The sequence below is a fragment of the Pseudomonas laurylsulfativorans genome (genome assembly GCF_002906155.1).
Lineage (GTDB): Bacteria > Pseudomonadota > Gammaproteobacteria > Pseudomonadales > Pseudomonadaceae > Aquipseudomonas > Aquipseudomonas laurylsulfativorans.
On the sequence record NZ_MUJK01000003.1, the window covers coordinates 1 to 26,425 of the forward strand.

Sequence of the window (26,425 nt, forward strand, 5' to 3'; positions counted from 1 at the left end):
AAAGCAGCGGACCTATCACCCCCGGCACCTTCACCGGCACTTACGGCACCCTGGTACTGAATGCCAACGGCACGTACACCTACACCCTGAACACCAGCGATGTCGACTTCAAGGCGTTGCACGGCGGCGGCAACGGCACCGAAACCTTCACCTACACCATCACCGATGCGGACGGCGACACCAGCACCGCCAACCTGGTGCTCAACGTCCACAACAACGATGACCTGGTCACCCTCAACGGCCTCGACGTGTATGGTGGCGAGCTGACGGTCTACGAGAAAAACCTCAGTGATGGCACCAGCCCCAGCACGTCGGCCCTGACCCAGAGCGGGACCTTTACAGTGACTGCCCTCGATGGCCTGCAGACCTTGACCGTAGGCACCATCACTGTCATCAGCGGTGGTGTGGTCGCCGGCTTCCCGCAAACCGCCGTCACGCCGTTGGGCAGCACCCTGACCATCACCGGGTTCAACGCCACCACCGGGGTGATCAGCTACAGCTACACCCTCAACGATAACGAAACCCATCCAACGGCCAACGGCGCCAACAGCCTCATCGAGAACTTCAACGTCGTCGCTACCGATACCGATGGCGACAGTGCGACCGGACAGATCAACGTCAACATCGTCGATGACCTGCCGAGCGCCAAACCTGATTCGTCGTCGGTGACGGAGGGCGGCACAGTCAATATCAGTGTGCTGGGCAATGACATCAGCGGCGCCGATGGTCCGGCGACGGTGGTCGGCGTGCGCGCCGGTAGCAATACCGCGACGTCAGCCGTCGGTGGGTTGGGCAACCCGATCACTGGCACCTATGGCTACCTGACCCTTGATGCCAATGGCAACGCGGTGTATCACAGCAACCCGAATTCGGTCGGCGCTGCCGGGGCCACTGATACCTTCACCTACACCGTGCGCGACTCCGATGGCGATGAAAGCACCACCACCGTCACCATCAACGTGGCCAACAGCAACATCAAGGCCAACCCCGACAGCGACGTGACGGTCTACGAAAAAGCCCTCGACCTGAGCAAGGACGGCCAGGACCTGGCTGCCGGTACGGTCACCGGCAGCGACCCGGGCAATACCGGTGAAACCGCGTCCGGGACCCTGGTCGGATCTGTCTCGGGTGCCAGCGGCGCGCTCACCTATACGCTGGTCGGCAGCGCCACCGGCACCTACGGGCAGATGCTGCTCAACCCCGACGGTAGCTACACCTACACCCTGACCTCGGCACCGAAAACCTCGCCGAATGCCAACGATGGACCGAACAGCCTGAGTGAGAGCTTCACCTACAAGGCCACCGATGCGTCGGGCAACAGCAGCACCAGCACCATTGTGGTCAACATTGTCGATGACGTGCCCAAGGCGGTGGCCTCGGATCGCTCGGTGGCGGCCGTGGAGATCGATTCCAACCTGCTGATCGTGCTCGACGTCTCCGGCAGTATGGCCGATGCTTCCGGCGTGTACGACGCGTCGGGCGCGAGCCTGTCGCGGCTGGCCCTGGCCAAGCAGGCCATCAGTGCCTTGCTGGATAAATACGACGACCTCGGCGATGTGAAAGTGCAACTCGTCACGTTCAGCAGCAGCGCCACCGACAGAACCTCGGTGTGGGTCGATGTCGCGACCGCCAAGACACTGCTCACCGGCCTCACCGCTAACGGTGGCACCAACTACGACGCCGCCGTGGCGACCATGCAGACCGCGTTCAACACTTCGGGCAAGCTGACCGGCGCACAAAACGTCGGCTACTTCTTCTCCGACGGTAAACCCACCAGCGGCCAGGAAATCGGTACCAGCGACGAAACCGCGCTGAAAGCTTTCCTCGATGCCAACAACATCAAGAACTACGCGATCGGCCTGGGCAGTGGCGTGAGCAACGCCAACCTCAATCCGCTGGCCTATGACGGCAGCAGCCACACCAACACCAATTCGGTGGTGGTGACCGACCTCAACCAGCTCAACTCGGTGCTGTCCGGCACTGTGATCGGCGCACCGGTGACCGGTTCTCTACTGGGCGATGGCGGAACCTTCGGTGCCGACGGCGGCTTCATCAAAACCATCACGGTGGACGGCATCACGTACACCTACGATCCGAGCGGCAACAGCAACCAGGGCTCGCTGACGTTTAGTGGCACCGTCAACCACGGCACCTTCAATACCGTGAACAACACGCTGAGCATTGCCACCAACAACAGCGGTACCTTGCTGATCAACCTGGACTCTGGCGACTACACCTACATTTCGCAGAAAACCACCTCGGTGGTGATCACCGAAAACATCGGCTTCACCGTTAGCGACAACGACGGCGACCTGGCCAGCTCCACCCTGACGATCAAAGTCATACCTAACGCCCCGCCCGTGGCCGTCGATGATAACGTCATCACCAACGTGCTCGATGGCACCGTCGTGGTGCCGGGCGAGCTGTTGCTGGCCAACGACACCGACCCTAACGGTGATCAACTCTCGGCAACACCGACTTCCTTCACTACTGGCTGGATATCGAGGAGCGCGGACTTTGTCGGGGTCAACCAGAACTACATCTTCAACAACGCGACGGCCGTGAATATTGCCCGCAGTGCCTTTGTCAAAGACGCGACCGCCACGACCGCCATGCTGATTGTCAGTGGCGCGCTGGGTTCGGTCGGCGGCAATAGTGCTGACGATTTCATTACCGTCAACCTCAAAGACGGCGAAACCCTCAACCTGAACTACGAAACGACCGGGCGCATCGCCATGGAGTACTCGGTCGCCGGCAGCGCGTACACGCCTATCCAGAACGGCGAGACCATCCCCTCGACAGGAGGTGGGATCTACCAGATCCACATCAGCAACATCCCCAACGGCTCGGGGGGGGGCGGCAACGGCTCTGAAAACTATAAACTGACCATGACCGTCAACTTCGCCGGGGGCCATGACATTGCTCCGGACTACCACGGCACCTACACCGCCAACGACAACCATGGCGGCAGCGACTCGGCCAACGTGACCATCAGCTATCAGGACGGCCACACCCTCACCGGCACCAGCGGGGATGATGTCCTGGTGGCGGGCCCGGGCAGCAACATCATCAATGCCGGCGACGGCAATGATGTGCTCACTGCAGGCTCCGGCAACAACGAGCTGCACGGCGGCGCCGGCAATGATTTGCTCTACAGCGGCCCGGGCAATGACGCCCTGGATGGCGGCCCGGGCATCGACACGGTCAGCTACGCCCACGCCACCGCCGCAGTGACGGTCAACCTCGGTCTGCTCGGTGGGCAAAACACCCTGGGCGCGGGCACGGACACCCTGACCGGCATCGAAAACCTCACCGGGTCGAACTTCAACGACACCCTGACCGGTGACAACAATAACAACGTGATCAACGGCGGCCTGGGCAACGACATCCTCAACGGCGGGGACGGCGATGACTTGCTGATCGGTGGCCTGGGCAACAACTCCCTCAGCGGCGGGGCAGGGTCCGATACCTTCCAGTGGCTCAAGGGCAACAGTGGCCATGACGTGATCAGCGACTTCACGCCCGGCACTGACAAGCTCGACCTGTCGCAACTGCTGCAAGGGGAGAACGGCACCACGGCTTCGCTGGATGACTACCTGCACTTCACCGTCACCGGCAGCGGGCCGTCGACGGTGACCAGCATCGACGTCAGCGCCATGGCCGGCGCCGCGCCGAACCAGACCATCGACCTGGCCGGCGTCAATCTTGCCAGCTATTACGGTGTAACGCCGGGAGCGGGTGGGGTGATCGCTGGCGGGCATGATACGGCGACCATCATCAACGGCATGCTCAACGATCATTCGTTGAAGGTGGACACCGTGTGAGCTGAAAGCCTGAACGAAAAACCCGTCATCCCTGTGTAAGGGATGGCGGGTTTAATGAGAGGGTCAGCCTGACCGAGAAACCCTGCAGGTTCACGCTTGCAGGGCTTTTTTCATTGCCAGGCACTGCTGATGAAAAGCCTGCGGAGCAATCAGGTAAACAACGTCGACTTACCCTAAGACACCACCGTCAACATACAGGCCGATGCCCGAATTCTGGTAGGCGCCGGATCCGTAGAAGTGAATAAACTCTTGTTGAGACACTTTTCCGTTACTTGGAGTGAAGTTTCCACTTGGGTCTTTGACTTTATCAATTTACAGATCAGAGTTACCCGGTAGTAATCGTCCATGAATTAGACTCGGCATTGTCACCGTAATTTGCCACCGCGAAGAGTGTATAAGTGGTTTTGGCGTTCAGGTTATTGACCAGTCTGGCCCATTTACCCGTATCGTCGGTTTGTTCCGGCCTTGGGTCGATGACTCCGTTGATCTTTAGCCAGATCTGCGCTAGCGGGGCCGCATTACCCCGGGCAATTACATGGTTGTATGGCGTACTACCGTTGTCCTCGATCAGGCCGTTCGAATCGTACACGCGGGTATTGTGCGGCCTGAGGATGGACGCCACGGTAAAGGTGCGGGGCGGTTCGGAAATCTCGCCATCACCATATAGCGCCTGGGCGGTCAGGCTGTAGGAGTCGGGTGTCACATCAATCTCGATCTCCCAGAATCCGTCGCCCTCCCGGGCGGTCGCCGTTGCTCCGTCGATAGGGCTGCCGTTATTGCGCAGTTGCACCTCTTTGCCGGGCCAGCCGTAACCGCGGACTATAACCCTGCCGTCATAGGTGGTGCCGCCTTCAGGGATCACCCTCTGGGAATCGGAGACCTGACAAAGGATCAGTTTTGCATCCGATACGACGCGGAAGTCGAACACACTGGACGCTTTGCCATTGGCTGCCTTGATCTTGATGCCGTAGGTACCAGCGGTGAGTCCGTCGAAGGTGAGGTTGAACATGCCGTCAGGATCAACGGTGGTTTTCTTGCCTGTGGATGTGTCGCCGTTGAACGCTTCAACTTCCATATCGGGAGGTGCGTAGCCGGAGAACTCCAACGAGTCGCCGTCGTAGGTCGCGCCACTTTCAATCGGGCCATCCTTGCCAGCGACTTTTTCGATGATTGGCGTCTCGGTCGCCAGCACGAAAATGTACTGTGAGGAGAAATCGTAAGGTGGTCTTTTTTCGATAGCATTAAGGCTGTAGCGTTTGAAGCCAAAGTTAAAGTCGAGTCTTTTGATCCAGTTTCCTGAAGTATCGCTGGTCACATCACTGAGAGGGTGAATACGATCGCGAATGTTGAGTGCAGTATTTGCGCCGGCGGTACCCTTTAATTCCAGGACTGGGTCAAAAGTAACGCCGTTCCTGCCAACGAAATTACCGCTGCTGTCTCGGATTTCATCGAAGGTTGTTTTCGCTGTTTCTTCACTCTGCGTGGTTGAAGTGAGTGTCGAAGTATTGGGTGGTTTAGCGGTCATTTTGATGACTCCGGGTGTTGAATAGTAAGGGTGCCGGAGTGATTTAAAACCTGGTCAGATAGCTTGCCTACTATCATAAGTAACAGATACAAGTTGGTTTCCGAACAATGGTAAAAGTTGCATTGGCTGCCTGGCTACGTTGGCTTCGGCGCCCCGATCAACTGCCCCATCGCCCCGAATACACCCAACTCCCGGATAACCCCCAGTTCCCCTGATGTCTCGACCATCTCGGCAATCAGCGGCAAATCAATGCTGTGGGTCGCGCGAAAGATCGCGTCGATGAACAGACGCTTGTCTGGTTGCATGTCAATGTTGCGAATGTAGGCCCCATCAATTTTCAGGTATGCCAACCCCAAATGAGTGAGGTTGCCGATCTGGCTGAAGCGCCCGCCAAAGTGTTGCAGACCGATTCGATAACCGCTGGCAAGCAGTCTGTGGCTCAAACGCTGCAGTTCTTCAGGGGGTGGCAACTGGCGCTCGTCGATTTCCAGGGTCAGCAGCGGCGCCAGTTCGGGAAGAGAGTCGAGCAGGTCGAGGACTGCTCGCCATTGCACCTGATCGCGCAGAGTGCGGCCGGACAGGCTCAGTGCCAAGGGCCGGCGGTTGATCACCAGGTCGTCCAGCGTGGCTTCGAGCATCGCCAGGTCGAAGCGTGCCGACCAGCCGAGACGCTCGATCCACGGCAAGAAATGTCCGGCGGTAATCGCTTCGCCCCGTGGGTCGAGCAGGCGTGCGAGCACTTTGTGATGCAGCACCTGGCGGGTGTCGGCGCATTGCACGACGGGCTGGAAGTACAACTGCATTTTACCTTCGGTCAAGGCATCGTCGATCCAGGTGCGCCAGTCGTGCTGGGAATGATTCGGTGCGGTGTCACGGTGGCCCAAGTACACCCAGGGTCGCTCGAGATGTTGCCGTGATTCGGTCAGTGCCTGATCAAGTCGCAAAAGTACATTGCTGACCGGCTCACCGGGGCGGTAGGCGACAACACCCAGATGGGCAACCGGCATGCAATCGCTGGCGCCGGTCAGGCGCAGGTTCTCCAGGCTGACGCTGATGTCGGCAGCCAGGCGCTCGGCGCTTTCGGCGTCCAGACCGGGTGTCAACAGGCTGAATTCTCCACCCCGATTGCGTGCCGCCAGCCAGGTGCGACGCTCCGGCAATTGAGTCAGGCGCTTGAGCAATTCGCCCACGGCACTGATCAGTGCGTCTGTCCGTTGGCCGCCCAGTCGCTGGTTGAGCCCGTTCAGGTCGTTGATCCGCAACATCAATAAATGGCCATCGCGGCTCTGTTCGTACACTCGCAAATGGTCGGCCAGTTGCTCGTCGAGCAGGCGTCGGTTGGCCAGGCCGGTGAGGCTGTCCAGATAGGATTCGGCCCGCAGCTTTTCGCTGCGCTCAGCCTCTTCGACAAACAGAGCCTTGAGCTTTTCGACCATCTGGTTCATGGCCAGCACCACCCGTTTCAGTTCCGGTGTCCGTGGCAGGTTGGGCAGGCTGAGAAACTCGCGTTTACTGATGGCCTGGGCTTGTCGGACCATGCTGTCGAGTGGGCGGAATTGCTGGCGCAGCATCCATCCTCCAATCACCGCACTGAACAGCCCGCACAACAGCAACCAGATCAGGCTGCCGAGGGTGCTGTCCCAGAGCTTGGCCAGGGCGAATTGCGGATTGCTCAGCACTTCGACCCGTGCCAGCTGTTCCCAGCCGCGCATGATCAAGGCGTCGCCTCCTTCCGGGCGCAGGTTGACCAGGGTGACGAACCAGTCAGGCACACCGTCGATTTTCGAGGGTGCGCTGCGCTCTACCAGGGTTTGCTGATCCTTGAGCCTGATGACGCGGATGCTGCTGAAATAGCCGCTGTCGAAAATCGAACTGACCATCAGCTCCATCATTGCCGGGTCATCGACCTGTGCCGTCAGCGACAGCCCCAGCGCGGTGGCCGCGTCCTGGGCGTGGGCACGCAGCTGACTGAGCGTCTGCTCGCGGGAGCTTTCCAGGCTGGCAAAAAAACTGCCGCTGAACGCCACCAGCAGGAACAGGCAGATGGCCAGGAACAACTGTTTACGCAGTGTCATACATCGCTCCTTGCCGTGGCGGTTAGCCGTCGCCGATGTCGAAGCCTTCGGCCTGCATCTTTTTCAGCACGTCCTGCCAGCGCGAGAGCTTTTTCGAGTCGCTACTGCGCTGGCCACCGTTCTTGCCCGGCAGGTACAGGCCTTCGGCGTTGAAGGCGTACACCGGCAGCAAGTCTTTGCGTTGGGACGCGGGGCGGATTTCGCCGATCAGGTTGTCCAGCACCAGTGGGTCAGCCGTGGGGGTGCTGTAGAACGTCAGCACCATGTGCGCCTGGTTCTGGCTCAGGGCCTTGACGTAGGTGATGCGCAGTTTTTCGCTGGGAATGCCGAGTCGGCGCAGGCTGAAATACTTCGCCAATGCATAGTCCTCGCAATCGGCGGTGCCCTTGATCAGGGCTTCGACGGGCGTGGCCCAGTAATCGGTCTGTTGCCAGATGCGCGTGTCGTCCTGGAAATTCAACTGCTGATTGAAGAATCGGTTCACCGTGTTGAGCTGCTCACGCTCTGGCGCGCCGCGTGCAGCTTGCAGCATTTGACTCCACGCCTCGATCCGGCCTCGTGCCGGTCCCAGCGGGCCGTAGCGCTTTTCTACGGTTTGCAGGATCTGCGCAAAGTCCCAGTCGGCCCTGACCCCGTTGAATAAGGCCAGTAGCAAACCCGCCAGCAGCAACCAGCCGCCGAGCCGAAGTCGGAGCGCTGGCCATCCTGGACTACGCAGACTGCAGGCCATGTCTGGCTGCTCGAATTTAGGTTCGTGGAGTTTAGGTGGAGTTTTAGCAGGGGGAGGGCAGATCGTCGGCCGAAGGGGCGCTCAATGAGCTTTTTGTGGCGAGGGGGCTTGCCCCCGTTGGGTTGCGAAGCGACCCCAAACCATTTAATCCAGATATCCCTGGTACACCGCGTTCACCTGTTTTGCGACTGCTGCGCAGCCGAACGGGGGCAAGCCCCCTCGCCACAATGGTCCCGGGAAATTTCAGGACTTGCGCAGGGTTTTCTGCTTGAGGATGTACAGGGTCACCAGCACCGCACTGGTCAGCATGAAGCCCCGCGCCCAGGGCAGCGGCACCAGGTAGCAGGAAAACAGGATGCTCGCCCACATCAGACCGATGGCGTAGACCTTGCCCTTGAGCGGTATGCCGTTGCCATCCAGGTAATCACGAATCCACGGGCCAAGCCGAGGATGTTCGACCAGCCATTGATAGAAGCGCGGCGAGCTGCGGGCGAAGCAGGCGGCCGCCAGCAGCAGGAAAGGGGTGGTGGGCAATACCGGCAGGAAAATCCCGATCACCCCCAGCACCACGCTCAGCCAGCCGATGGCCAGCAGCACGTAGCGCAACATCAGGGGGCGGTTGCCTATGGGGTTGTCCATAGGCTGGATCTTAGTGGTGGCGTGGCTTGAGAATCGCCGGTTTTTCGTCTGGCGCGTTGCACAGCAGGTACAGCGCGGTCAGGGCTTCCGGGATCTGCACGATCATGTCGTCCATCAGGTTGGCATCGGCGGCAATGTCGGAGAACTCCGGCTGCTCGTCGAACAGGCCCGAACCGACCATGATCGGCAGCAGCATTTCGCTGACTTCGTCTTCGGCGGTTTCGAACCAGGCTTCTTCGCGCAGGAATACGCCTTCCATGAAACCGATGCACCAGCCGCGCAGTTCGGAGTCGTCCGGGTCGTCGCCCAGGTCAAGGTCGCACGGCAGCTCGAACTCCTCGTCGGAGGCCAGTTGGCGGGCGATGTGGGCCTTGAGGCCGATCAGCGTGGCTTCGATCTCTTCGCGCTGGGCTTCGCCACTGTAATGCGGCTCTTCGGCGAACAGTGCGTCGATCCACTCACGGTCAGGAACGGTTTCGGAACAGATCGACAGCGCAGTGAGGTAGCCGTGGGCGGCCACATAGTCCAGCGCCTCGTCATGCAGTTCATCAGCGTCGAGGAAGACTTGCAGGCGGGTTAGTTGCTCAGCGAAGGACATTAAAGGACTACCTTGGGGAATGTTCGATGCGGGAATTCTAGGCCTTCTTGAGCGCTTGGGCCAGCCGCACGGCATATTTGCCCCGTATTCCCTGTAGGAGCGAGCTTGCTCGCGATAGCGTTGGTTCAGGCTAAATCAATGTTGGCTGTGATGGCCTCTTCGCGAGCAGGCTCGCTCCCCCCGTTTTTATGCACATCAGGTTTACCGGTGTCTTATCAGCGGTGCCCTTTGCCGGACAGGGCTCGGGTATACTCGCGCGTTTTGTGATGCCCTGCTGGTGTCACGGCTGAAATCTGAAGCGTCATGCAATGCGCACTTACGATTTGTCGGTGCAGCGTTGCGGGTTCTGAACCAGCCTTGCAGGGATGTTTCGGTGATTTTTGGAGTTTCTATGCTCGAACAGGCTCAACGCGTCCTCAAGGACATCTTCGGCTACGACAGTTTCCGTGGCCGCCAGGGTGCAATCATTGAGCGCGTGGCCAGCGGCGGCGATGCCCTGGTCCTGATGCCTACCGGCGGCGGCAAATCCCTGTGCTTCCAGGTCCCGGCGCTGTTGCGCGAAGGCCTGGCCGTGGTGGTCTCGCCGCTGATCGCACTGATGGACGATCAGGTCGCCACCCTCGAAGAGCTGGGCGTAGCGGCCGCGGCATTGAACTCCACACTCAGCGCCGAGCAACAGCGAGACCTCGCCGCCCGCATTCGCCGCGGTGAAGTAAAAATGCTTTATCTGGCGCCGGAACGTCTGGTCCAGCCGCGCATGCTGTCATTTCTGCAAGGGCTGAACATCTCCCTGTTCGCCATCGACGAAGCACACTGCGTGTCGCAATGGGGTCACGACTTCCGTCCGGAATACCTGCAACTGGGTCAGTTGGCGGAAATGTTCCCCGACGTGCCGCGCATCGCGCTGACCGCCACGGCCGACAAGCGCACCCGGGAAGAAATCGTCACCCGTCTGCACCTGCAAGACGCCGAGCGCTTCCTGTCGAGCTTCGACCGGCCGAACATCTTTTATCGCATCGTGCCCAAGGAACAGCCGCGCAAGCAGTTGCTGGCGTTTCTCGCCGAGCGCCGCAGCGATGCGGGCATCGTGTATTGCCTGTCGCGCAAGAAGGTCGAGGAAGTCGCCGCGTTTCTCAGCGAGCAGGGCTTCCCGGCGCTGCCATACCACGCTGGCCTGCCCAACGATCTGCGCGCCTACCATCAGAAACGCTTCCTCAATGAGGAAGGCCTGATCATGGTCGCCACCGTGGCGTTCGGCATGGGCATCGACAAACCCAACGTGCGTTTTGTCGCCCACCTCGATCTTCCGAAATCCCTTGAAGCCTATTACCAGGAAACCGGTCGTGGCGGTCGAGACGGCCTGCCCGCGGATGCCTGGATGGCCTACGGCCTGCAAGACGTGGTGATGCTCAAGCAGATGCTGCAGAACTCCGAAGGCGACGAGCGACACAAGCGCCTGGAGCAGCACAAGCTCGACGCCATGCTCTCGCTCTGCGAAGAAACTCGCTGCCGTCGGCAAACGCTGCTGGCCTACTTCGACGAAGACATGCCCGAACCTTGCGGTCATTGCGACAACTGTGTCGATGGCGTGCAGACCTGGGACGCCACCGAGCCTGCGCGTCAGGCGCTGTCGGCGATCTATCGTACCGGTCAGCGCTACGGTGTCGGGCACCTGGTGGATGTACTGCTCGGCAAGGACAACGAAAAGGTCCGTAATTTTGGCCACCAGCATCTGTCGGTGTTTGGTGTCGGCAAGGCGATGGCCGAGGGCGAATGGCGCTCATTGTTCCGCCAACTGGTGGCCCGTGGCCTGGCCGATATCGACCTCGAGGGCTATGGCGGATTGCGCCTGAGCGACAGTTGCCGGCCGCTGCTCAAGGGGGAAGTGACCCTGGAGCTGCGCCGCGACCTCAAGGCGCAAACCGTGGCAAAAAGCAGCAAGAGCCAGGCAAGCCAACTGGTCCGTGGCGAGGAGCGGGAACAGTGGGAAGCCTTGCGCGCCCTGCGACGCAAGCTTGCCGAAGAACATGGCGTGCCGCCGTACGTCATCTTCCCCGACTCGACCTTGCTGGAAATGCTGCGCAGCCAGCCCACCTCGCTGGCGGAAATGGCCACGGTCAGCGGTGTTGGTGCGCGCAAGCTGGAGCGTTATGGCGAGGCCTTCCTCGAAGTGCTCGGCGGCCAGGTCGAGGCACCGAAAGCGGTGGCCGACGTGCGTCACGAACTGATCACCCTGGCACGGGCCGGCATGACACCGGTGCAGATCGCCGGTCAGTTGCAGTGCTCGGAAAAGAACGTCTACACCATGCTGGCCGAAGCGATCGGCAAGCAGCAGTTGTCGCTGGAACAGGCACTGGATCTGCCTGAAGACCTCATGGGCGAAGTGCAGGACGCCTTCCTCGACGGCGAAGGCGAGTTGCCGCCGGTGTCCGAAATCGCTGCGCTGTTCGCGGGACGGGTACCGGAAGGGGTTTTGTACTGCGTTCGCGCTGCCTTGCAGTCGGAATTCGAGATTTGAGACATCTGTAGTGCTGATGTAACGATTCAGTACAGATCAAGCCTTGCCTCAAATCGAGGCTCATGCTTAGCTGACTAATAATTAGTTTTAATTTATTTCAGCCTAACCATGAGTGTTTTATGCCGTTAACCGATCAACACCGCTTTGGCATGCAGTTGGCCCAGATGTCCCGTGGCTGGCGTGCCGAACTGGACCGCCGGCTGGCGGGCATGGGCTTGTCCCAGGCACGCTGGCTGGTGCTTCTGCACCTCGCGCGTTTCGAAGAAGCCCCAACCCAGCGTGAGCTGGCACAAAGTGTCGGCGTCGAAGGCCCGACCCTTGCCCGTTTACTCGACAGCCTGGAAAGCCAGGGTCTGGTGCAACGCCAGGCAGTACTGGAAGACCGTCGGGCAAAGAAAATCGTGCTCTGCGCACCGGCGCTTCCCCTGATCGAACAAATTGAAACCATTGCCACGCAACTGCGCCACGAACTGTTCGATGGCGTCGATGAGGCGGACTTGAAGGTGTGCATGCGGGTTCATGGGCACATCCTGGGTAACCTTGAAAAATCCTGAGGCATAACCGAACGCCAGGTTTTTGAGATAGCGCATTGGGCAGACTATAAGAACTACTCGGCAATATCGTGTTCGTAACGGATGTACGAACGCGTACGTGTAGTTTTTGTAGATCTCAAGGATGCTCATGCTCAAGTGTTGGCGATTGGTTTTGCGCGGTAGTTCTCAGTGGTTGCTGGCCGGGGCCGCTGTCACTTACTCGGCATGGGCGCCTGCGCTGGGCCTGGGTGAAATCACCCTGCATTCGGCGCTGAATCAACCTCTGCGTGCCGATATCGCACTGGTGGATGCGGCTGACCTTGAGGAGAACGAGCTGTCGGTGAGCCTGGCAACGGCAGACGAGTTCAGCCGTGCCGGGGTCGACCGGGTATTTTTCCTCGACAACCTGAAGTTCACTCCGGTCCTGCGCGGTAGTCGCAGCTTGATCCAGGTGACCTCCAGCAAACCGGTTAGTGAACCCTTCCTTAATTTCCTCGTGCAGCTCGATCAGCCCAACGGTCGGTTACTACGCGAGTACACGGTACTGATCGATCCGCCGGGCTCGCCAGGTGTTGTTCCTGCCGCCGATGAAGCGCTTTCCAGTACCCCGGCATCCGCATTCCCCCGTGTTCAACCGGCCGTAGCGCCGTCACCCGTGGCAAAGTCGACGCCAGCAACTGACGTCCCCGAGTTGGATCCTGCCGTGGAACAACTGGCCGCCAGCGCCCTGCAAAACCACCAGTTGCAAACCACAGTCGATGAGCTCAACGCAAAGCTGCAAGACCGGGACCAGTTGATCGCCGGCCAGAAAAAGCAGCTGGCCGAACTGCAAACCCAGTTGACGGAACTTGAGAAAGTAAAGGCGCAACCCATTGCTTCTGACGTAGTGGCGTCAGCCCCGGCTATTGCTGAGAACCCCGGGACTGGCTGGCTGCCGATTGCCGGAGTGTCAGCGCTGATGGCATTGCTGGCGCTTGCCTGGTTTGCTCGCCGCCGGCGCCAGCAGCATGAGGCCACTGCTCCGGAGGCCCTGCCGCCGTATGAGCCGTTGCCCGAACTCTTTACCGAGCCATCGGTATGGCCGCCCGTCATGCAACCAGCCACTCTGCAGCGCGACGTGGGGCCAGCCAATGAAGAGCTTGAGCTGGTCGATTGCAGTCATCCCATCCCGGTCGTTGCTGCCGTGGCAGTGGTCCCGGGTTTGGCGATGTCTGGCGAAACCGCCCCTGACGATGAGTACCGACTCAACTTGGATGAACTGTCCATGGCGTCGAGTTGGGACGTGGTCATCCCATACGAGAACAAGCCACTGGCTGCCCTGGCCGTGATCGAGCCTGCATTCGCGTTAGAGGAACAACCCGATCCTGCGGCTCGGACGACACCGGCCGGGCTATCATAGCGGCGTCGTCAAACTCTGGAGTCAGGTCCCATCATGAGCGCAAGCAAACCCGAAATCGTCATCACCTACTGCACGCAATGCCAATGGCTGTTGCGTGCGGCCTGGCTGGCCCAGGAACTGCTCAGCACCTTTGGTGATGACCTGGGCAAGGTTTCCCTGGTGCCGGGCACCGGCGGAGTCTTTCATGTTTACTGTGACGCCGTGCAGATCTGGGAGCGCAAGGCGGACGGCGGGTTCCCCGAGGCCAAAGTGCTCAAGCAGCGGGTCCGCGACCAGATCGACCCGGAGCGCGACCTGGGACACAACGACCGCACTCAGTGAGACGCAGCCTCGGCGGCAACGGCTTTCTTGCTGGAGCCACTTGAGAGCCTGCTGGACACCACAATCGCCACAATGATCAGCGCGCCCCCCAGCAACATGCGCAGGGTCGGGTTTTCATTGAACAGTAGCCACGCAACGGTGATGCCGTAGACCGGCTCCAGGGCGAACACCACGGCAGCGGTGCGTGCCTTGATCACCGCGAGGCTGGCGACGAACAGGCTATGGGCGACACCGGTACAGAACACACCGAGCAGGCCGATCCACAGCCAGTCGATGGTGCGCACTTCGCTCAATTGCGGTGCCGCGACCGGCAGCAGGCAGAGGGCAACCACCACGTTCTGGCACAACGCTGCCTGCACGGGCGGGACTCGCCCGGAGCTGGCACGGTTGGTCAGCGACAGCAGGGCGAACAGCAACCCGGAAGCCACGGCCCACAGCAGGCCGGTGGTGGCGCCGCTGGCCAGATCAAAGTCAGGCGTGACCAGCACCAGCCCGACACTCACCAGCAGCACCAGCACAATTTCGTTGGCGCGAATGCGCTCGCGGAAGATCAGCCCTTCAAGGATCACGGTAAAGGCCGGGAAACTGGCGAAGCCCAGCGTCGCAATCGCCACGCCTGCGACTTTCACCGCAATGAAGAAACTCACCCAATGCCCGGCCAGCAACAAGCCACTGAGCAGCAATCGACGCCAGTCCACGGCTTCGAGTTTCTGCCAGCGCGTTTGGCTGGCGAAGCGCGCAAAAAACGCCAGCGCGAGCACGGCGAAAGCGGCGCGGCCGAAAACGATGATCGCCGGTGACGCGGCCGCCAGTTTTCCGAACACGCCGGTCAGGCCGAACATCAATGCGCCGATATGCAGGGCGCCAAGGGCAGTACGGGGAGTCATTGCAATCCTTAACGACAATCGAACAGAGGCATCATTGAAGCGCGTAATCGCCCGGCAAGTCTGTCGGCAAACTAGCGTTTTTTGTCGCCAGTCTCGCGCCGCAGTTTTCCGGGTGATGCCCCGAACTCGCGCAGTACCGCCGCCGCAAAGGCACTCTGGGAGCTATAGCCGACTCGGCTGGCAATCTCGCCGATGGGCAGCGCGGAGTTGCGCAGCAGGCTCACCGCGATGTGCAGGCGTCGGCTGCGGATGTAGTCCATCGGCGTCTGCCCGCATTCGGCCACGAACCGGGCATGCAAACGGGCACTGGAGAGACCGGCCACCCGGGCCAGGTCGGCCACCTGCAGCGGGTACGCCGCGTACTGATCGATGTGTGCGTTCAGCGCGGCGTAGGGCAGGCGCCGACCGCCGACGGCCTCGGGTCTGGCGTTGTTGAGACTGGCCAGTAACAGCACAGCGCCTTGTTGTGCAATCAGCGGATCATCGACCGGACTGTTCGCCAGCCAACTGACCAATTGGCTTTGCCCGGCGTCCAGTGACAGACGGCCGGCGTTGTCGAGCAAACGTCTGCTGGACTCGGCGTGATCGCCCAACGACTGGGCAACCCATTGTTCGCCGGGCACATCCAGCACCAGGCAGCGGCTGCCATTGGGGCTGCCACAAGCATGATGAGCGCCCGACGGTATCACCACGAAACTCTGCTGGACCACCTGGCTGCCACGGCCGTCAACCTCGAAATCCAGGGCGCCCGAGAGCCCGAACACAAGTTGTGCGTGGTCGTGGCTGTGGACGATCAGGTCGTGGCTGTATTGGCGAAGCGTGAGGATCGGTCTCATCGCGGGTCTCCCGGTTCAGGGCGTCAGTCTACACCGAGCGGGCCTGTCAGCGCTGTCACAGGACTGACTCGTCGCTGTCATGGACCATTCACCGGGCCGGGGCAGACTTGGCAAAACTTGCCAGAGGGTTGCCCATGACCAGCGCCGAGCTCGCCAAACCCACCCGTAAGCAACGCGTACGGACTTTATGGATTTCCGACGTGCATTTGGGCACCCGGGATTGTCAGGCTGAACACCTGTCGCAGTTTCTCAAGAGCTATCACGCGGACAGAGTCTACCTGGTCGGCGACATCATCGATGGCTGGAAACTGCGCGGCGGCATGTACTGGCCGCAAGCGCATACCAACGTCATCCGTCGCCTGTTGACCATGAGCAAGCGTGGCACCGAAGTGATCTACGTCACTGGTAACCATGACGAATTCCTGCGCCGCTATTCGAAGCTGATTCTGGGCAATATCCAGTTGGTGGACGAAGCCGTGCACGTCACCGCCGACGGCCGCCATCTGCTGGTGATCCATGGCGACCAGTTCGATGTGATCACCCGTTACCATCGCTGGCTGGCCTTTCTCGGCGACTCGGCCTACGAATTCACCCTGACCCTCAACCGCTGGCTCAATCATTGGCGCGCGCGATATGGCTACGGCTACTGGTCGCTGTCGGCCTACCTCAAGCACAAGGTGAAAACCGCGGTCAGCTTCATCAGCGACTTCGAGGAAGCCATCGCCCACGAATGCGTCAAGCGTGAGCTGCACGGCGTGGTGTGCGGGCACATTCACCACGCCGAGATTCGCAAGGTCGGCGAGGTGGACTACCTCAATTGCGGCGACTGGGTGGAGTCGTGCACGGCACTGATCGAGCACTGGGATGGTTCGATCGAGCTGTATCGTCTGGCGGATGCCCAGGCGCGGGAGGCGCAGTTGAAGGCGGCCAGGGTTACCGAATTGGCCTGAAAATTATCCGGTGTGTGTGCTGGCCTCTTCGCGGGCAAGCCCGCTCCCACATTGGATATGCGCTAACTTCAGGCCGGCGCGTGCTCTTCCATTGCCGCCTTGTAGATCGAGTTCCGCGGGTGCGCAAACAAGCGCTGCATCATCGGCTCGAAAAAGCTCAACGGCAGCGTGTCGTACGCCGGGTCAAACGCCGCCGCATCGTACTTGGCACAGAACTCGACGGTCGCCTGGTACTGCGGATGGTCCTGGAATTGCTCACGCAGATGGCGATCCATGCCCAGGTGATGGAAGAAGTAGTAGCCCTGGAAAACCCCGTGCTTTTCCACCATCCACAGGTTCTCGGCGCTGACGAACGGCTTGAGGATCGCTGCCGCGATGTCCGGGTGGTTGTAGGAGCCCAGAGTGTCGCCGATATCGTGGAGCAGGGCGCAGACCACGTACTCCTCGTCGCGACCATCGCGCCAGGCGCGGGTGGCTGTTTGCAGGGAGTGGGTCAGGCGATCCACCGGGAAACCGCCAAAATCACCCTCCAGTAACTTCAGGTGCGCCACGATCCGTGCAGGCAATTGTCGCGCGTAGGCACTGAAGTCCGCGGCGATGATCGCCCAGTCTTCCTGAGTACCGTCCTGCATGTGGGTGAAGCGGGCATTGGCATTCATAGGCAACTCTCTTGTGACGGATGTCAGCTAGAACGGAACGCGCCCCAGGACCATGTCCCGGTACATGACAAAATCGCCGAGCAGGCTATAGAAGGGGTGTTGGAAGGTGGCGGGGCGGTTCTTCTCGAAGAAGAAATGCCCGACCCAGGCAAAGCTGTAACCCGCCAAAGGCAGTGCCCAGAGCAGCATCCAGGCGCCCCGACCAATGGTCAGCGCCAGTATCAAGATAACCAGCGTCGTGCCGATAAAATGTAGTCGGCGGCAGGTACTGTTGCTGTGTTCGCTGAGGTAGTAAGGGTAGAACTCAGCGAAACTGTTGAATCGTTTGACGTTTTCCACGACTGCGATCTCTGTGGTTATTGTTCTGACTGCAAGTTGTTCTGCGGGTAGCTTATTTGAGTCTAGAGTGATCAATGGCATCAGCCAGTGACAATAGGCGCCACTTTAGTATCCTTCGGTCAATAGCCGTCACATGCGGCTCATCATGTAAGAAAACGCCATGAGTGAACGAACGACTTCTGCAAGTTGGGCGATGGGGATTGTCAAAGCGCTGGAGATGGACGGCCTGGATTGCCGGGTTCTGTTCAGGCAGCTGGGGCTCGACTACGGGGCACTGGATGATCCGGATGCACGCTTCCCGCAAGATTCCATGACACGGTTGTGGCAACGGGCAGTTGATCTGTCGGGTAACCCGGCCATCGGCCTGAACATGGGCAAGGTGGTGCGACCGGCGCAGTTCCATGTGACCGGTTACGCCTTGATGTCCAGCCAGACCCTGGCCGAAGGGTTCCGGCGCCTGGTGCGCTATCAGCGGATCATCGCCGAAAGTGCCGACCTGAGTTTCAAGCTGCTGGATGAAGGCTACGCGCTGATTCTGACGGTGCATGGCGACCATCTGCCGCCGACCCGGCAAAGCGCCGAAGCTTCACTGGCCTGTGCCCTGGCGCTGTGCAGTTGGTTGACCGGGCGTACATTGCATCCACGCAAAGTGTTGGTGCAAGGCGCCGAGCCGGTCAATCTGGAACCCTACAAACAAGCCTTCCATGCGCCGCTGGTGTTCAACGCGCCTTACGATGCGCTGATTTTCGAACGCGCGGACATGGAAGCGCCATTACCGACGGCCAACGAAGCCATGGCGTTGCTGCATGACCGCTTTGCCGGCGAGTACCTGGCGCGTTTTTCCGAAAGCCGGGTGACCCACAAGGCGCGGCAGGTGTTGTGCCGCCTGTTGCCCCAGGGCGAACCCAAGCGCGACACCGTGGCGCAGACGCTGCATCTGTCCCAGCGCACCTTGCAACGGCGCTTGCAGGAAGAGGGCACGAGCTTTCAAGTGCTGCTGGACGATACCCGGCGCGAACTGGCCGAGCAGTATCTGGCGCAACCGACCATGACCTTGCTGGAAATCGCCTACCTGCTGGGGTTCGCTGATCCGAGCAACTTCTTCCGTGCTTTCCGTCGCTGGTTCGATGCCACACCCGGCGAGTACCGGATGCGGCTGATGCAAGCACCTGACGCGGTCAATGACGCCAAAATGCCGGAATACACAGCACAAACACAGTGATGATCTCCAGTCGGCCCAGCAGCATGCCGAACGACAGAATCCACTTGGCGGCGTCCGGCAGGGTGGCGAAGTTGCCCGCCGGGCCGATGGTTTCGCCGAGCCCCGGGCCGACACCGGACACGGTACTGGCCGCGCCAGTGAGGGCGGTCATCCAGTCTACGCCCAGCAGCGACAGCAGCAGCGCAATCACACAGATGGTGATTGCAAAGAAAAACGAAAAGGTCAGGATCGAGCGCACGATTTCTTCGTCGAGGCGGTGACCGTTGTACTTCTGCTTGATCACCGCCCGCGGGTGAATCAGCTGGTTAAGGTTGGCCTTGAGCAGGATATAGGCCACCTGGAAGCGGAAAATCTTGATGCCCCCCGCGGTCGAGCCGGAGCAACCGCCGACAAACCCCAGATAGAAGAACAGCATCAGCGAGAAATTGCCCCAGAGGCTGTAGTCCCCCAGTGCAAAACCGGTGGTGGTCACTACCGACGTCACGTTCAGCGCCACATGCCGCAACGCCTCCAGCCAATGCAACTGGGTCGTCCACCAATACCAGGTACCGAGCACCAGCCAGGTCACCAGCAGCATGCCGAGCAGGCCTTGAACCTGTTCATCCTTGATCAGCGCCCGACGGTTACCACGCAACGTGGCGACATACAGGGTGAACGGCAGGGCACCGAGAATCATGATGACGATCGCGACCCAATGCACCGCCGGTTGCGGCCACTTGGCCAAAGACAGGTCGGAGGTGGAGAAGCCGCCCGTGGAAATTGCCGACATCGCGTGGTTGATGGCGTCGAACAGGCTCATCCCGGCCCACCAGAACGCCAGGCTGCCGACAATGGTAATGCCGACGTAGGTCGCCACGATCAAGCGCGCCACCATGTGCGAGCGGGGCATGACTTTTTCCGAGCGGTCCGACGATTCGGTCTGGAACAGTCGCATGCCACCGATGCGCAACAGCGGCAGGATCGCCACCGCCATGCCGATGAAGCCGATGCCGCCGAGCCAGTGCAGCAACGAGCGCCACATCAGGATGCCGGGGGACATGGTGTCCAGGCCGCTGAGTACGGTTGCGCCCGTGGCGGTGATGCCGGACATGCTTTCGAAGAATGAGTCGGTGTAGCTGATGTGCTGGGTCAGCAGGAACGGCAGTGCGGCGAAGATGCACACCACCAGCCAGCTGCTGACGGTTAGCAAGTACATGTCCCGGGGGCGCAGGTGAATGTGTTCGGGGCGCCCCGGAATCACCAGCGCCAAACCGGCGACAAATGTGATCATGCTGGCCCAGAGGAATGACGGCAGGTCGCTGGTGCGATCGAAAATGACCAGCGTGGCCATGGGTACGACCATGGAGATCGCCAGCGTGATCAGGAAGATGCCGATGATGAAACCAATGATCCGTAAGGTCGGCAACGCCATGAGGTCCGCTCGGCTGATAGTGGAAAGGTCGCCATTCTACCCGCGAGGCAGGGCATGTAAACCGGCACTGCAGCGGCAGTTACAGCTAGAATAGCCGCACAAATTTTTCAGGAGGTGGCCGATGCAGGCTCTCGACGCTTTGCTCAACCGTGTTTCCGTTCCACGACTGATTGACCCTGCACCCAGTGCCGAGCAGCGCGAAGTGCTGTTTGGCGCCGCCATGCGCGCCCCGGATCATGGTCACTTGCAGCCTTGGCGTTTCCTGACGGTAGAAGGCGCGGCACGTGAGCAAATGGGTGAGTTGCTGGCCGAAGCGGCGAAGCTTTCGGACAGCGAAGTCAACGAAGCGGCCATAGACAAGGCGCGCAATGGTCCGCTGCGGGCGCCGCTGGTGGTGGTGGTGATCGCTCGCGTGCAGGATCACGTCAAGTATCCGAAGTCCGAGCAGTTGCTGGCGGCGGGCTGTGCGGCCCACGGGATTTTGCTCGCGGCCTATGCGCAGGGCATTGGTGCGGTGTGGCGTACCGGTGACCTGGCGTACTCGCCGCATGTGGCCAAGGGGTTGGGCCTGGCGGAGGGGGAAGAGGTGATTGCTTTCCTGTATCTGGGCACGCCGCAGAAAGAACCGCGAGTGGCCGAGAAAGTCGATCTGACCCAGTTCGTCAGCGCCTGGCCCGGCAAGGCCTGACACACCCCACATTGGATCAGGGTTGTACGATAGCTCCGGGCACCAACGGCAATTCAAGGCTGGCAATGAACCCGCCCTCCGGGTGATTGGCCAGCACCAGGCTACCGCCATGTCGCTCCGCCGCTCGCCGGGCGATCGCCAGCCCCAGGCCATGTCCAGCCGCGGTCTGCCCCGGCGCCCGATAAAACGGCTCACCGAGCTGACTCAAATATTCGGCGCTGACCCCAGGTCCGTGATCGCGCACGGTCACGACGATCCGCTCACCCTGACGCAGCGCCTGCATCTCGATCGGCAGGCCACCCACCGGATTGAAGCGCTGGGCATTGCGCAGCAAATTGTCAACAGCCCGTTCGATCATGGTCGGCCAGCCCTTCAGATTCAGTTGCGACTCGGCTTCGAGGTGCACGAGCTGCTCGGGTGAACCGAGTTGCGCATCCTTCTGCAAGGTGTTTAGCAAGGCATTCAGATCAACCTCTTCGGCACTGGCGTTATCGGAGTCGACCCGCGCCAGCACCAGGATTTCGCTGATCAACGCTTCCAGTCGGTCGCACTCACGGGTCAGGCGCGGCCATAGCTGTTCCCGTTCTTGTGGCCCGGCCCGTTCGGCGAGCGCCAGTGCGATACGCAGGCGCGCGAGAGGCGAGCGCAGTTCGTGGGAGACATCGCGCAGCAGTTGCCGCTGACTGCCAATTAGGCTTTGCAGGCGCGCGCCCATGCGGTTGAAGTCGTTGGCCAGCACGCCAAACTCGTCGCGACGGTTGGCCAGCTTGACCAGGCTGTTCTGTTGATACGTGGTTTGTCCCAGGTCATGCACCGCTCCGCGCAGGCGGCTGAGCGGGCGGGTGATGGAAAAGGTCACCAGCAGACTGAACAGGGTCAGCACCACCAGGGCGATCCCGAGGGCACTCAGCGGCCAGAGCAGGCTCTCGCGGTGCCAGGCGTCCAGTTCCGGGTGCGGAATGCGGTAGATGAACAGGAAGGTGTCACCGGTTTTTTCACTGGTGAACTCATCAGTCAGACGCCGCCACGGCAGACGTCGGTCCTCGTTGTTCTGGCGGGCCTCAAAGGCGGCCGCACGTTTCGGGAAGGTGCCGCGCACCACCGGATCGCCGCTCTCGTTGAGCACCTGAACGTCGATGTGATACTGGCGTTTGCGTTGCTGGAGAATGTCCTGGGCGGCGTCTTCGCCCTGACTTTCGTAGGTCTGTGTCCACTGTTCGGCCAGCGTGTTGAGGCCCGGGTGGCGGCTGAGAATCCATGCGTCCTGGTTGAGCATGTGCCCAAGCAGGATAGAAAGCCCTGCAACCAGAGCGATGGCCAGCCAGAAGCTGGCCAGGATACGCCAGAACAATGAACGCACAGAAAATCCTCAAAACGAACACAAAATAACATGTAGGAGCGAGCTTGCTCGCGAAAAGCGAATAGACAACATGTTCTGCCTGATGCTGCGCGTTATCGTTGGCGTCCATCGCGAGCAAGCTCGCTCCTACAGTAAAAACAGCAGACCCAACGGTGATAAGCCGTTGGGTCTGGGGTTAGCGCATTATTGCGCTTTTTGCGGTTGCTGCGCTTTCCAGGCCTTGAATTCAGCCCACTCGGCGCGACGCTCAGCCTGTTTTTTCTGGATCTCGTCGAATTTCTTCTGTTGATCCGGTTTCAGCAAGGTGCGCACGTCCGCTTCGGCTTTCTTGTGGTTAGCGGCCATCTCGTCTTTCATGGCTTTCTGGTCGGCTGGCGTGAGTTTCTCCAGGTACTTCTCGACCAGTTGCTTACGCTCATGCATCTGCTCGCCCATGATCTTGCGGATCTGCTCGCGCTGTTCGCGGCTCAGGTCCAGTTGACTGTAGGGGCCTTTACCGTGCATGCCGTGCATCTGACCGCCGTGGCGCGAGCCGTCCATTGGCCCATCCATGGGGCCGGTGCCTTCAGGCATGGCCATGGCAACGGTCGGCAGGGCAGCTGCGAACATCAGAGCGATAAGAGTCTTGCGCATGGTGTATCTCCTTGTCTCGTTCCCGGTACGTTCCGGATGAGTACAGATTACGGAGATCAAGGTCAGCGGCGGTCAGTGGAGCGTAAAGCTTGGGTAAAGACGCTTTTGTATGTCCCTGACAAAACACCCTCTGTAGGCGCCGGCTGCCGACGATGGCGGCTTCAGATTGCTATCGCTGGCAAGCCAGCTCCTACAAGGGCACGTTTGGTTACAGGCTGTAGTAGTAACCACGGCTGCGCAGGGCCACGATGCGCGGCCGGCCATCGGGGTGTGGGCCGATTTTCTTGCGCAGGTTGCTGACGTGCATGTCCAGGCTGCGGTCGTACAAGGTCAGCTTGCGGCCGAGGGCGATCTGCGCCAGTTCCTGTTTGTCGAGGGGCTCGCCGGGTTGCTTGAGCAGGGCTTCGAGCAGGCGGCTTTCGGAGACAGTGAGGGTGAATTCCTGTTCGTCGATGCTGACCACGCCGCGCACCGGGCTGAAACACAGGTCGCCCAGTTCCATCTGGCTGGACACCGCCGCAGGGTGACTACGACGCAGGACGGCGCGCAGGCGGGCGGTCAGTTCCCGCGGGTCGCAGGGCTTGGCCAGGTAATCGTCGGCGCCGAGTTCCAGGCCGAGGATACGGTCCAGGGGCTCGCCCCGGGCCGAGAGCATCAGTACCGGCAAGTCCGGGTGATCACTGCGCAACTGTTTGAGCAGTTCCAGGCCGCTGCCATCGGGCAACATCACATCCAGCACCACGGCCGCCGGGGAGGTTTCGGCCAGTGCACGGCGTGCGCTCTGACCGTCGTGACAGGCACGTACCTGAAACCCTTCCTGGCTCAGCCAACTGCTCAGGAGCTCACACAGCTCCTGGTCATCATCAATCAGTAACAGCTCGCTCATGACTCACTCAATTTAGCCATTGTCGACGTTTTCGACTTGCTCCACTGGCGAAGATACCGCAGAGCAGAGCCAATAGCGCTACCCCGGCGCCAATGACGAACCATTGTTGCTGGTCGGTCAGCAGGCGCGGCAGCGGACTGCTGGCCTGGGCTTCCTTGAGTTGCAGCTTCAAGCGCTGGTTCTCCTGGCGCAACCGGGCCAGCAGCGGGCTTTCGCGTTCGCTATCGGCAGTTTGCAATTGTTTGCTCAGTTCTTCCCGTTGCCGTTCGCTTTCTTTCAAGCGTTGCTGCAGCTCGGTGATCTGGCTACCGGCGCTCAGGGAAAGCGGCGTCGAGTTGCCACCCTCGGCGTATTCTTCACCGTGGGCGGGCGCCACGATCGACAACGTGACCAACATCAGGCACAACGGACCCTTGCGCATGGCGACTCCTGGTTCCAATACGAGTATTGGGAAAGTTGTCGGCCGGCAAACGAGAATAATGAGCGATTGAGAACGCGATGAGCCGATATGGTTCACCGCGTCGGGGGGGAATTACGGGAGGACTTGCTTGAACGGCTTGACCAGAACGTTGGCGTAGACACCTGCGGCGATGTACGGATCGGCGTCGGCCCAGGCCTGGGCGGCGCTCAGGGAATCGAATTCGGCGACGATCAGGCTGCCGGTGAAGCCCGCCGCGCCCGGATCATTGCTGTCGACCGCCGGGTGTGGGCCGGCCAGAACGATGCGACCTTCGCCCTTGAGCGCTTGCAGGCGCTCGAGGTGTGCAGGCCGTGCGGCCAGGCGGGCTTCCAGGGAATTGGCGACGTCTGTGGCAATGATTGCGTAAAGCATGTCAGTCCTCGGTTTTTGGCGTAGTGGTGTCGGCATCGTGCAGATGGCGGGACAGGTAGATGCCCTGGCCCACCAGGAACAGCAAAGTCATGCCCAGGCTGCCGAAGACCTTGAAGTCGACCCAGTAGCTCTGGAAGGTGAACGCGACAAACAGGTTGGCGGCACCGCAAAACAGGAAGAAGGCGATCCAGGCGATGTTCAGGCGCGCCCAGACAGGCTCGGGCAAGGTCAGCGCGTGGCCCATGATGCGTTTGATCAGCAGGCTGTCACCGACGAAGTGGCTGCCAATGAACGCCAGGGCGAACAGCCAGTTGACCACCGGGGCTTTCCACTTCAGGAACGTTTCGCTGTGGAACGCCAGGGTCAGGCTGCCGAAGACCAGGCAGGCGATCAGGGTCAGCCACTGGCTCTTCTCCAGCTTGCGCTGTTTGAAGAACAGCGTGCCGTAGACCACCAGGGAACTGATGATCAGCATGGCGGTGGCGCTGTAGATACCGCCTACAGTTACCTCATGGCCGGCAATGTAGACGACCCGGGGATCGAGTTTGAAGACGATGAAGAACAGCAGGAGCGGGATGAAATCGATGAATTGTTTCACAGTGGCAGCCAGAAGCAGGATGTGGCGGCATAATAACAAACATATGGGCGCGCGATAGCGCCAGCTGATTTGAGGTTACAAAGCCCTGTGAATGTTGATTTGCACTGCCATAGCACGGCCTCCGATGGTGCCCTGGCGCCTGCGGTTCTGGTGGCGCGGGCGTACGAGAAAGGCGTGCGAGTCCTGGCCCTGACCGATCACGACACCCTTGAAGGCCTCGATGAGGCCCGCCAAGCGGCCGCCGCGCTGGGGATGCAACTGGTCAACGGCGTCGAGTTGTCCTGCACCTGGGGCGGCGCGACCATTCATGTCCTGGGCTACGGTTTTGACGTAAATGCCGCGCCGTTGGTCGATGCCATCGCCAAATTGCATGACGGCCGCTGGCTGCGCTCCGAGGAAATCAGCCGCAAACTGGCGCTCAAAGGCATGCCGGGGGCGCTGGAAGGCGCCCGGGAGATCCAGCAGGAGCTGGGCGACAGCGGTAACGCGCCCGCCCGCCCGCATTTCGCCGACTGGATGGTACGTGAGGGGTTCGTCAAGGACCGCGCCGAGGCGTTCCGCAAATGGCTGGGCGCCGGCAAGCTGGGCGACGTCAAGCAGCACTGGCCGACCCTGGAGGAAACCGTCGAAACCCTGCGCGCGGCCAAGGCCTGGGTCAGTCTGGCGCATCCCTGGCACTACGAATTCACCCGAAGCAAGCGTCGTCGCCTGATTGCCGACTATATTCAAGCAGGGGGCCACGCCATCGAAGTGGTCAATGGTTACCAGCCTGCCGAGCAAGTGGGCAGCCTGGCCATTCTGGCCCGCGAGTTCGGTCTGCTGGTCAGTGCCGGCAGTGATTTTCATGGCCCTGGAGGCTGGTCGGAGATCGGTGAATACCGGCCGCTTCCGGAAGATTTGCCACCGCTATGGTGTCGATTCAAACATGACCCAATTATTGCCGCCGTCTGAACAGGTAGAGA

General features: G+C 60.6%; 25 protein-coding genes. 9 read left to right on the top strand and 16 right to left on the bottom strand.

Going from position 1 to position 26,425, the window contains the following annotated elements; genetic code table 11:
- Window positions 1–3,824 (top strand): beta strand repeat-containing protein (locus B0D71_RS10240; protein ID WP_133160923.1); only part of this gene is annotated, 3,824 nt, incomplete at its 5' end.
- Between the two features lie 325 nt (window positions 3,825–4,149).
- Here B0D71_RS10240 and B0D71_RS10245 read toward each other — a convergent pair.
- From B0D71_RS10245 to B0D71_RS10265, 5 genes are all read right to left on the bottom strand, one after another.
- Window positions 4,150–5,349, bottom strand: a complete 1,200-nt coding sequence (locus B0D71_RS10245) for a carboxypeptidase regulatory-like domain-containing protein (RefSeq protein WP_103394676.1) — start codon at window positions 5,347–5,349, stop codon at window positions 4,150–4,152.
- Between the two features lie 134 nt (window positions 5,350–5,483).
- Window positions 5,484–7,424, bottom strand: coding sequence for a cyclic di-GMP receptor LapD (gene lapD / locus B0D71_RS10250; RefSeq protein WP_103394677.1), 1,941 nt, complete (start codon window positions 7,422–7,424; stop codon window positions 5,484–5,486).
- A gap of 22 nt (window positions 7,425–7,446) precedes the next feature.
- On the bottom strand, window positions 7,447–8,154 hold the full coding sequence (gene lapG, locus B0D71_RS10255) for a cysteine protease LapG (RefSeq protein ID WP_103394678.1): 708 nt from the start codon (window positions 8,152–8,154) through the stop codon (window positions 7,447–7,449).
- Window positions 8,155–8,397: 243 nt separating this feature from the next.
- Entirely contained in the window at window positions 8,398–8,793 is a 396-nt protein-coding gene (locus B0D71_RS10260) for a YbaN family protein (RefSeq protein WP_103394679.1), read from the bottom strand.
- A 10-nt stretch (window positions 8,794–8,803) separates the two neighbouring features.
- Entirely contained in the window at window positions 8,804–9,391 is a 588-nt protein-coding gene (locus B0D71_RS10265; RefSeq protein WP_046816855.1) for a UPF0149 family protein, read from the bottom strand.
- 391 nt (window positions 9,392–9,782) lie between these two features.
- Here B0D71_RS10265 and recQ point away from each other — a divergent pair, with 391 nt between their 5' ends.
- The 4 genes from recQ to B0D71_RS10285 all read left to right on the top strand — a co-directional run bounded on the left by recQ (window position 9,783) and on the right by B0D71_RS10285 (window position 14,162).
- Window positions 9,783–11,909 (top strand): DNA helicase RecQ, encoded by a 2,127-nt coding sequence (gene recQ, locus B0D71_RS10270; protein ID WP_103394680.1) that lies wholly within the window; start codon window positions 9,783–9,785, stop codon window positions 11,907–11,909.
- Between the two features lie 119 nt (window positions 11,910–12,028).
- Entirely contained in the window at window positions 12,029–12,463 is a 435-nt protein-coding gene (locus B0D71_RS10275) for a MarR family transcriptional regulator (protein WP_103394681.1), read from the top strand.
- A gap of 127 nt (window positions 12,464–12,590) precedes the next feature.
- Complete coding sequence (locus tag B0D71_RS10280) at window positions 12,591–13,841, top strand: FimV/HubP-related protein (protein ID WP_103394682.1); 1,251 nt, start codon at window positions 12,591–12,593, stop codon at window positions 13,839–13,841.
- A 33-nt stretch (window positions 13,842–13,874) separates the two neighbouring features.
- Entirely contained in the window at window positions 13,875–14,162 is a 288-nt protein-coding gene (locus tag B0D71_RS10285; RefSeq protein ID WP_103394683.1) for an Rdx family protein, read from the top strand.
- Here the strand turns inward: B0D71_RS10285 and B0D71_RS10290 are convergent.
- Both B0D71_RS10290 and B0D71_RS10295 read right to left on the bottom strand, forming a co-directional pair.
- Window positions 14,156–15,049, bottom strand: coding sequence for a DMT family transporter (locus B0D71_RS10290; RefSeq protein WP_103394684.1), 894 nt, complete (start codon window positions 15,047–15,049; stop codon window positions 14,156–14,158). The genes B0D71_RS10285 and B0D71_RS10290 overlap by 7 nt on opposite strands.
- Window positions 15,050–15,120: 71 nt before the next feature.
- Window positions 15,121–15,885, bottom strand: a complete 765-nt coding sequence (locus B0D71_RS10295) for a helix-turn-helix transcriptional regulator (protein WP_103394685.1) — start codon at window positions 15,883–15,885, stop codon at window positions 15,121–15,123.
- A 134-nt stretch (window positions 15,886–16,019) separates the two neighbouring features.
- Between B0D71_RS10295 and B0D71_RS10300 the strand changes: the two genes are divergently transcribed.
- Window positions 16,020–16,835 (top strand): UDP-2,3-diacylglucosamine diphosphatase, encoded by an 816-nt coding sequence (locus B0D71_RS10300; protein WP_103394686.1) that lies wholly within the window; start codon window positions 16,020–16,022, stop codon window positions 16,833–16,835.
- A 68-nt stretch (window positions 16,836–16,903) separates the two neighbouring features.
- Here the strand turns inward: B0D71_RS10300 and B0D71_RS10305 are convergent, their stop codons facing one another.
- Both B0D71_RS10305 and B0D71_RS10310 read right to left on the bottom strand, forming a co-directional pair.
- A complete protein-coding gene (locus B0D71_RS10305) occupies window positions 16,904–17,494 on the bottom strand; it encodes an HD domain-containing protein (RefSeq protein WP_103394687.1) in 591 nt (196 codons plus the stop codon).
- A 27-nt stretch (window positions 17,495–17,521) separates the two neighbouring features.
- Window positions 17,522–17,833 carry an Mpo1-like protein gene (locus tag B0D71_RS10310; RefSeq protein WP_103394688.1) on the bottom strand — a complete coding sequence of 104 codons (312 nt, stop codon included), beginning with the start codon at window positions 17,831–17,833 and terminating at the stop codon, window positions 17,522–17,524.
- 160 nt (window positions 17,834–17,993) lie between these two features.
- Between B0D71_RS10310 and B0D71_RS10315 the strand changes: the two genes are divergently transcribed.
- Window positions 17,994–19,055 (top strand): AraC family transcriptional regulator, encoded by a 1,062-nt coding sequence (locus B0D71_RS10315; RefSeq protein ID WP_103394689.1) that lies wholly within the window; start codon window positions 17,994–17,996, stop codon window positions 19,053–19,055.
- Here B0D71_RS10315 and B0D71_RS10320 read toward each other — a convergent pair.
- The gene (locus tag B0D71_RS10320) at window positions 19,012–20,466 is read right to left on the bottom strand and encodes a TrkH family potassium uptake protein (RefSeq protein ID WP_103394690.1); all 1,455 of its coding nucleotides are present in this window, start codon (window positions 20,464–20,466) and stop codon (window positions 19,012–19,014) included. The two genes, B0D71_RS10315 and B0D71_RS10320, sit on opposite strands and share 44 nt — an antisense overlap.
- A gap of 121 nt (window positions 20,467–20,587) precedes the next feature.
- Here B0D71_RS10320 and B0D71_RS10325 point away from each other — a divergent pair, with 121 nt between their 5' ends.
- Entirely contained in the window at window positions 20,588–21,154 is a 567-nt protein-coding gene (locus B0D71_RS10325; protein WP_103394691.1) for an NAD(P)H nitroreductase, read from the top strand.
- 16 nt (window positions 21,155–21,170) lie between these two features.
- Here B0D71_RS10325 and B0D71_RS10330 read toward each other — a convergent pair whose 3' ends face one another.
- The 6 genes from B0D71_RS10330 to B0D71_RS10355 form a co-directional block, all read right to left on the bottom strand.
- Window positions 21,171–22,514, bottom strand: a complete 1,344-nt coding sequence (locus tag B0D71_RS10330; protein WP_103394692.1) for a sensor histidine kinase — start codon at window positions 22,512–22,514, stop codon at window positions 21,171–21,173.
- Window positions 22,515–22,697: 183 nt separating this feature from the next.
- On the bottom strand, window positions 22,698–23,147 hold the full coding sequence (locus B0D71_RS10335) for an LTXXQ domain protein (RefSeq protein ID WP_103394693.1): 450 nt from the start codon (window positions 23,145–23,147) through the stop codon (window positions 22,698–22,700).
- Between the two features lie 208 nt (window positions 23,148–23,355).
- Window positions 23,356–24,033 carry a response regulator transcription factor gene (locus tag B0D71_RS10340; protein ID WP_103394694.1) on the bottom strand — a complete coding sequence of 226 codons (678 nt, stop codon included), beginning with the start codon at window positions 24,031–24,033 and terminating at the stop codon, window positions 23,356–23,358.
- Window positions 24,034–24,040: 7 nt separating this feature from the next.
- The gene (locus B0D71_RS10345) at window positions 24,041–24,454 is read right to left on the bottom strand and encodes an SH3 domain-containing protein (protein ID WP_103394695.1); all 414 of its coding nucleotides are present in this window, start codon (window positions 24,452–24,454) and stop codon (window positions 24,041–24,043) included.
- 111 nt (window positions 24,455–24,565) lie between these two features.
- Window positions 24,566–24,865: a YciI family protein gene (locus tag B0D71_RS10350; protein WP_008021382.1), complete on the bottom strand. Its 300-nt coding sequence runs from the start codon at window positions 24,863–24,865 to the stop codon at window positions 24,566–24,568.
- Window position 24,866: 1 nt separating this feature from the next.
- Window positions 24,867–25,463 (bottom strand): septation protein A, encoded by a 597-nt coding sequence (locus B0D71_RS10355; protein WP_103394696.1) that lies wholly within the window; start codon window positions 25,461–25,463, stop codon window positions 24,867–24,869.
- Window positions 25,464–25,550: 87 nt separating this feature from the next.
- Here B0D71_RS10355 and B0D71_RS10360 point away from each other — a divergent pair, with 87 nt between their 5' ends.
- Complete coding sequence (locus B0D71_RS10360; protein ID WP_103394697.1) at window positions 25,551–26,414, top strand: PHP domain-containing protein; 864 nt, start codon at window positions 25,551–25,553, stop codon at window positions 26,412–26,414.
- Window positions 26,415–26,425 lie beyond the last annotated feature (11 nt).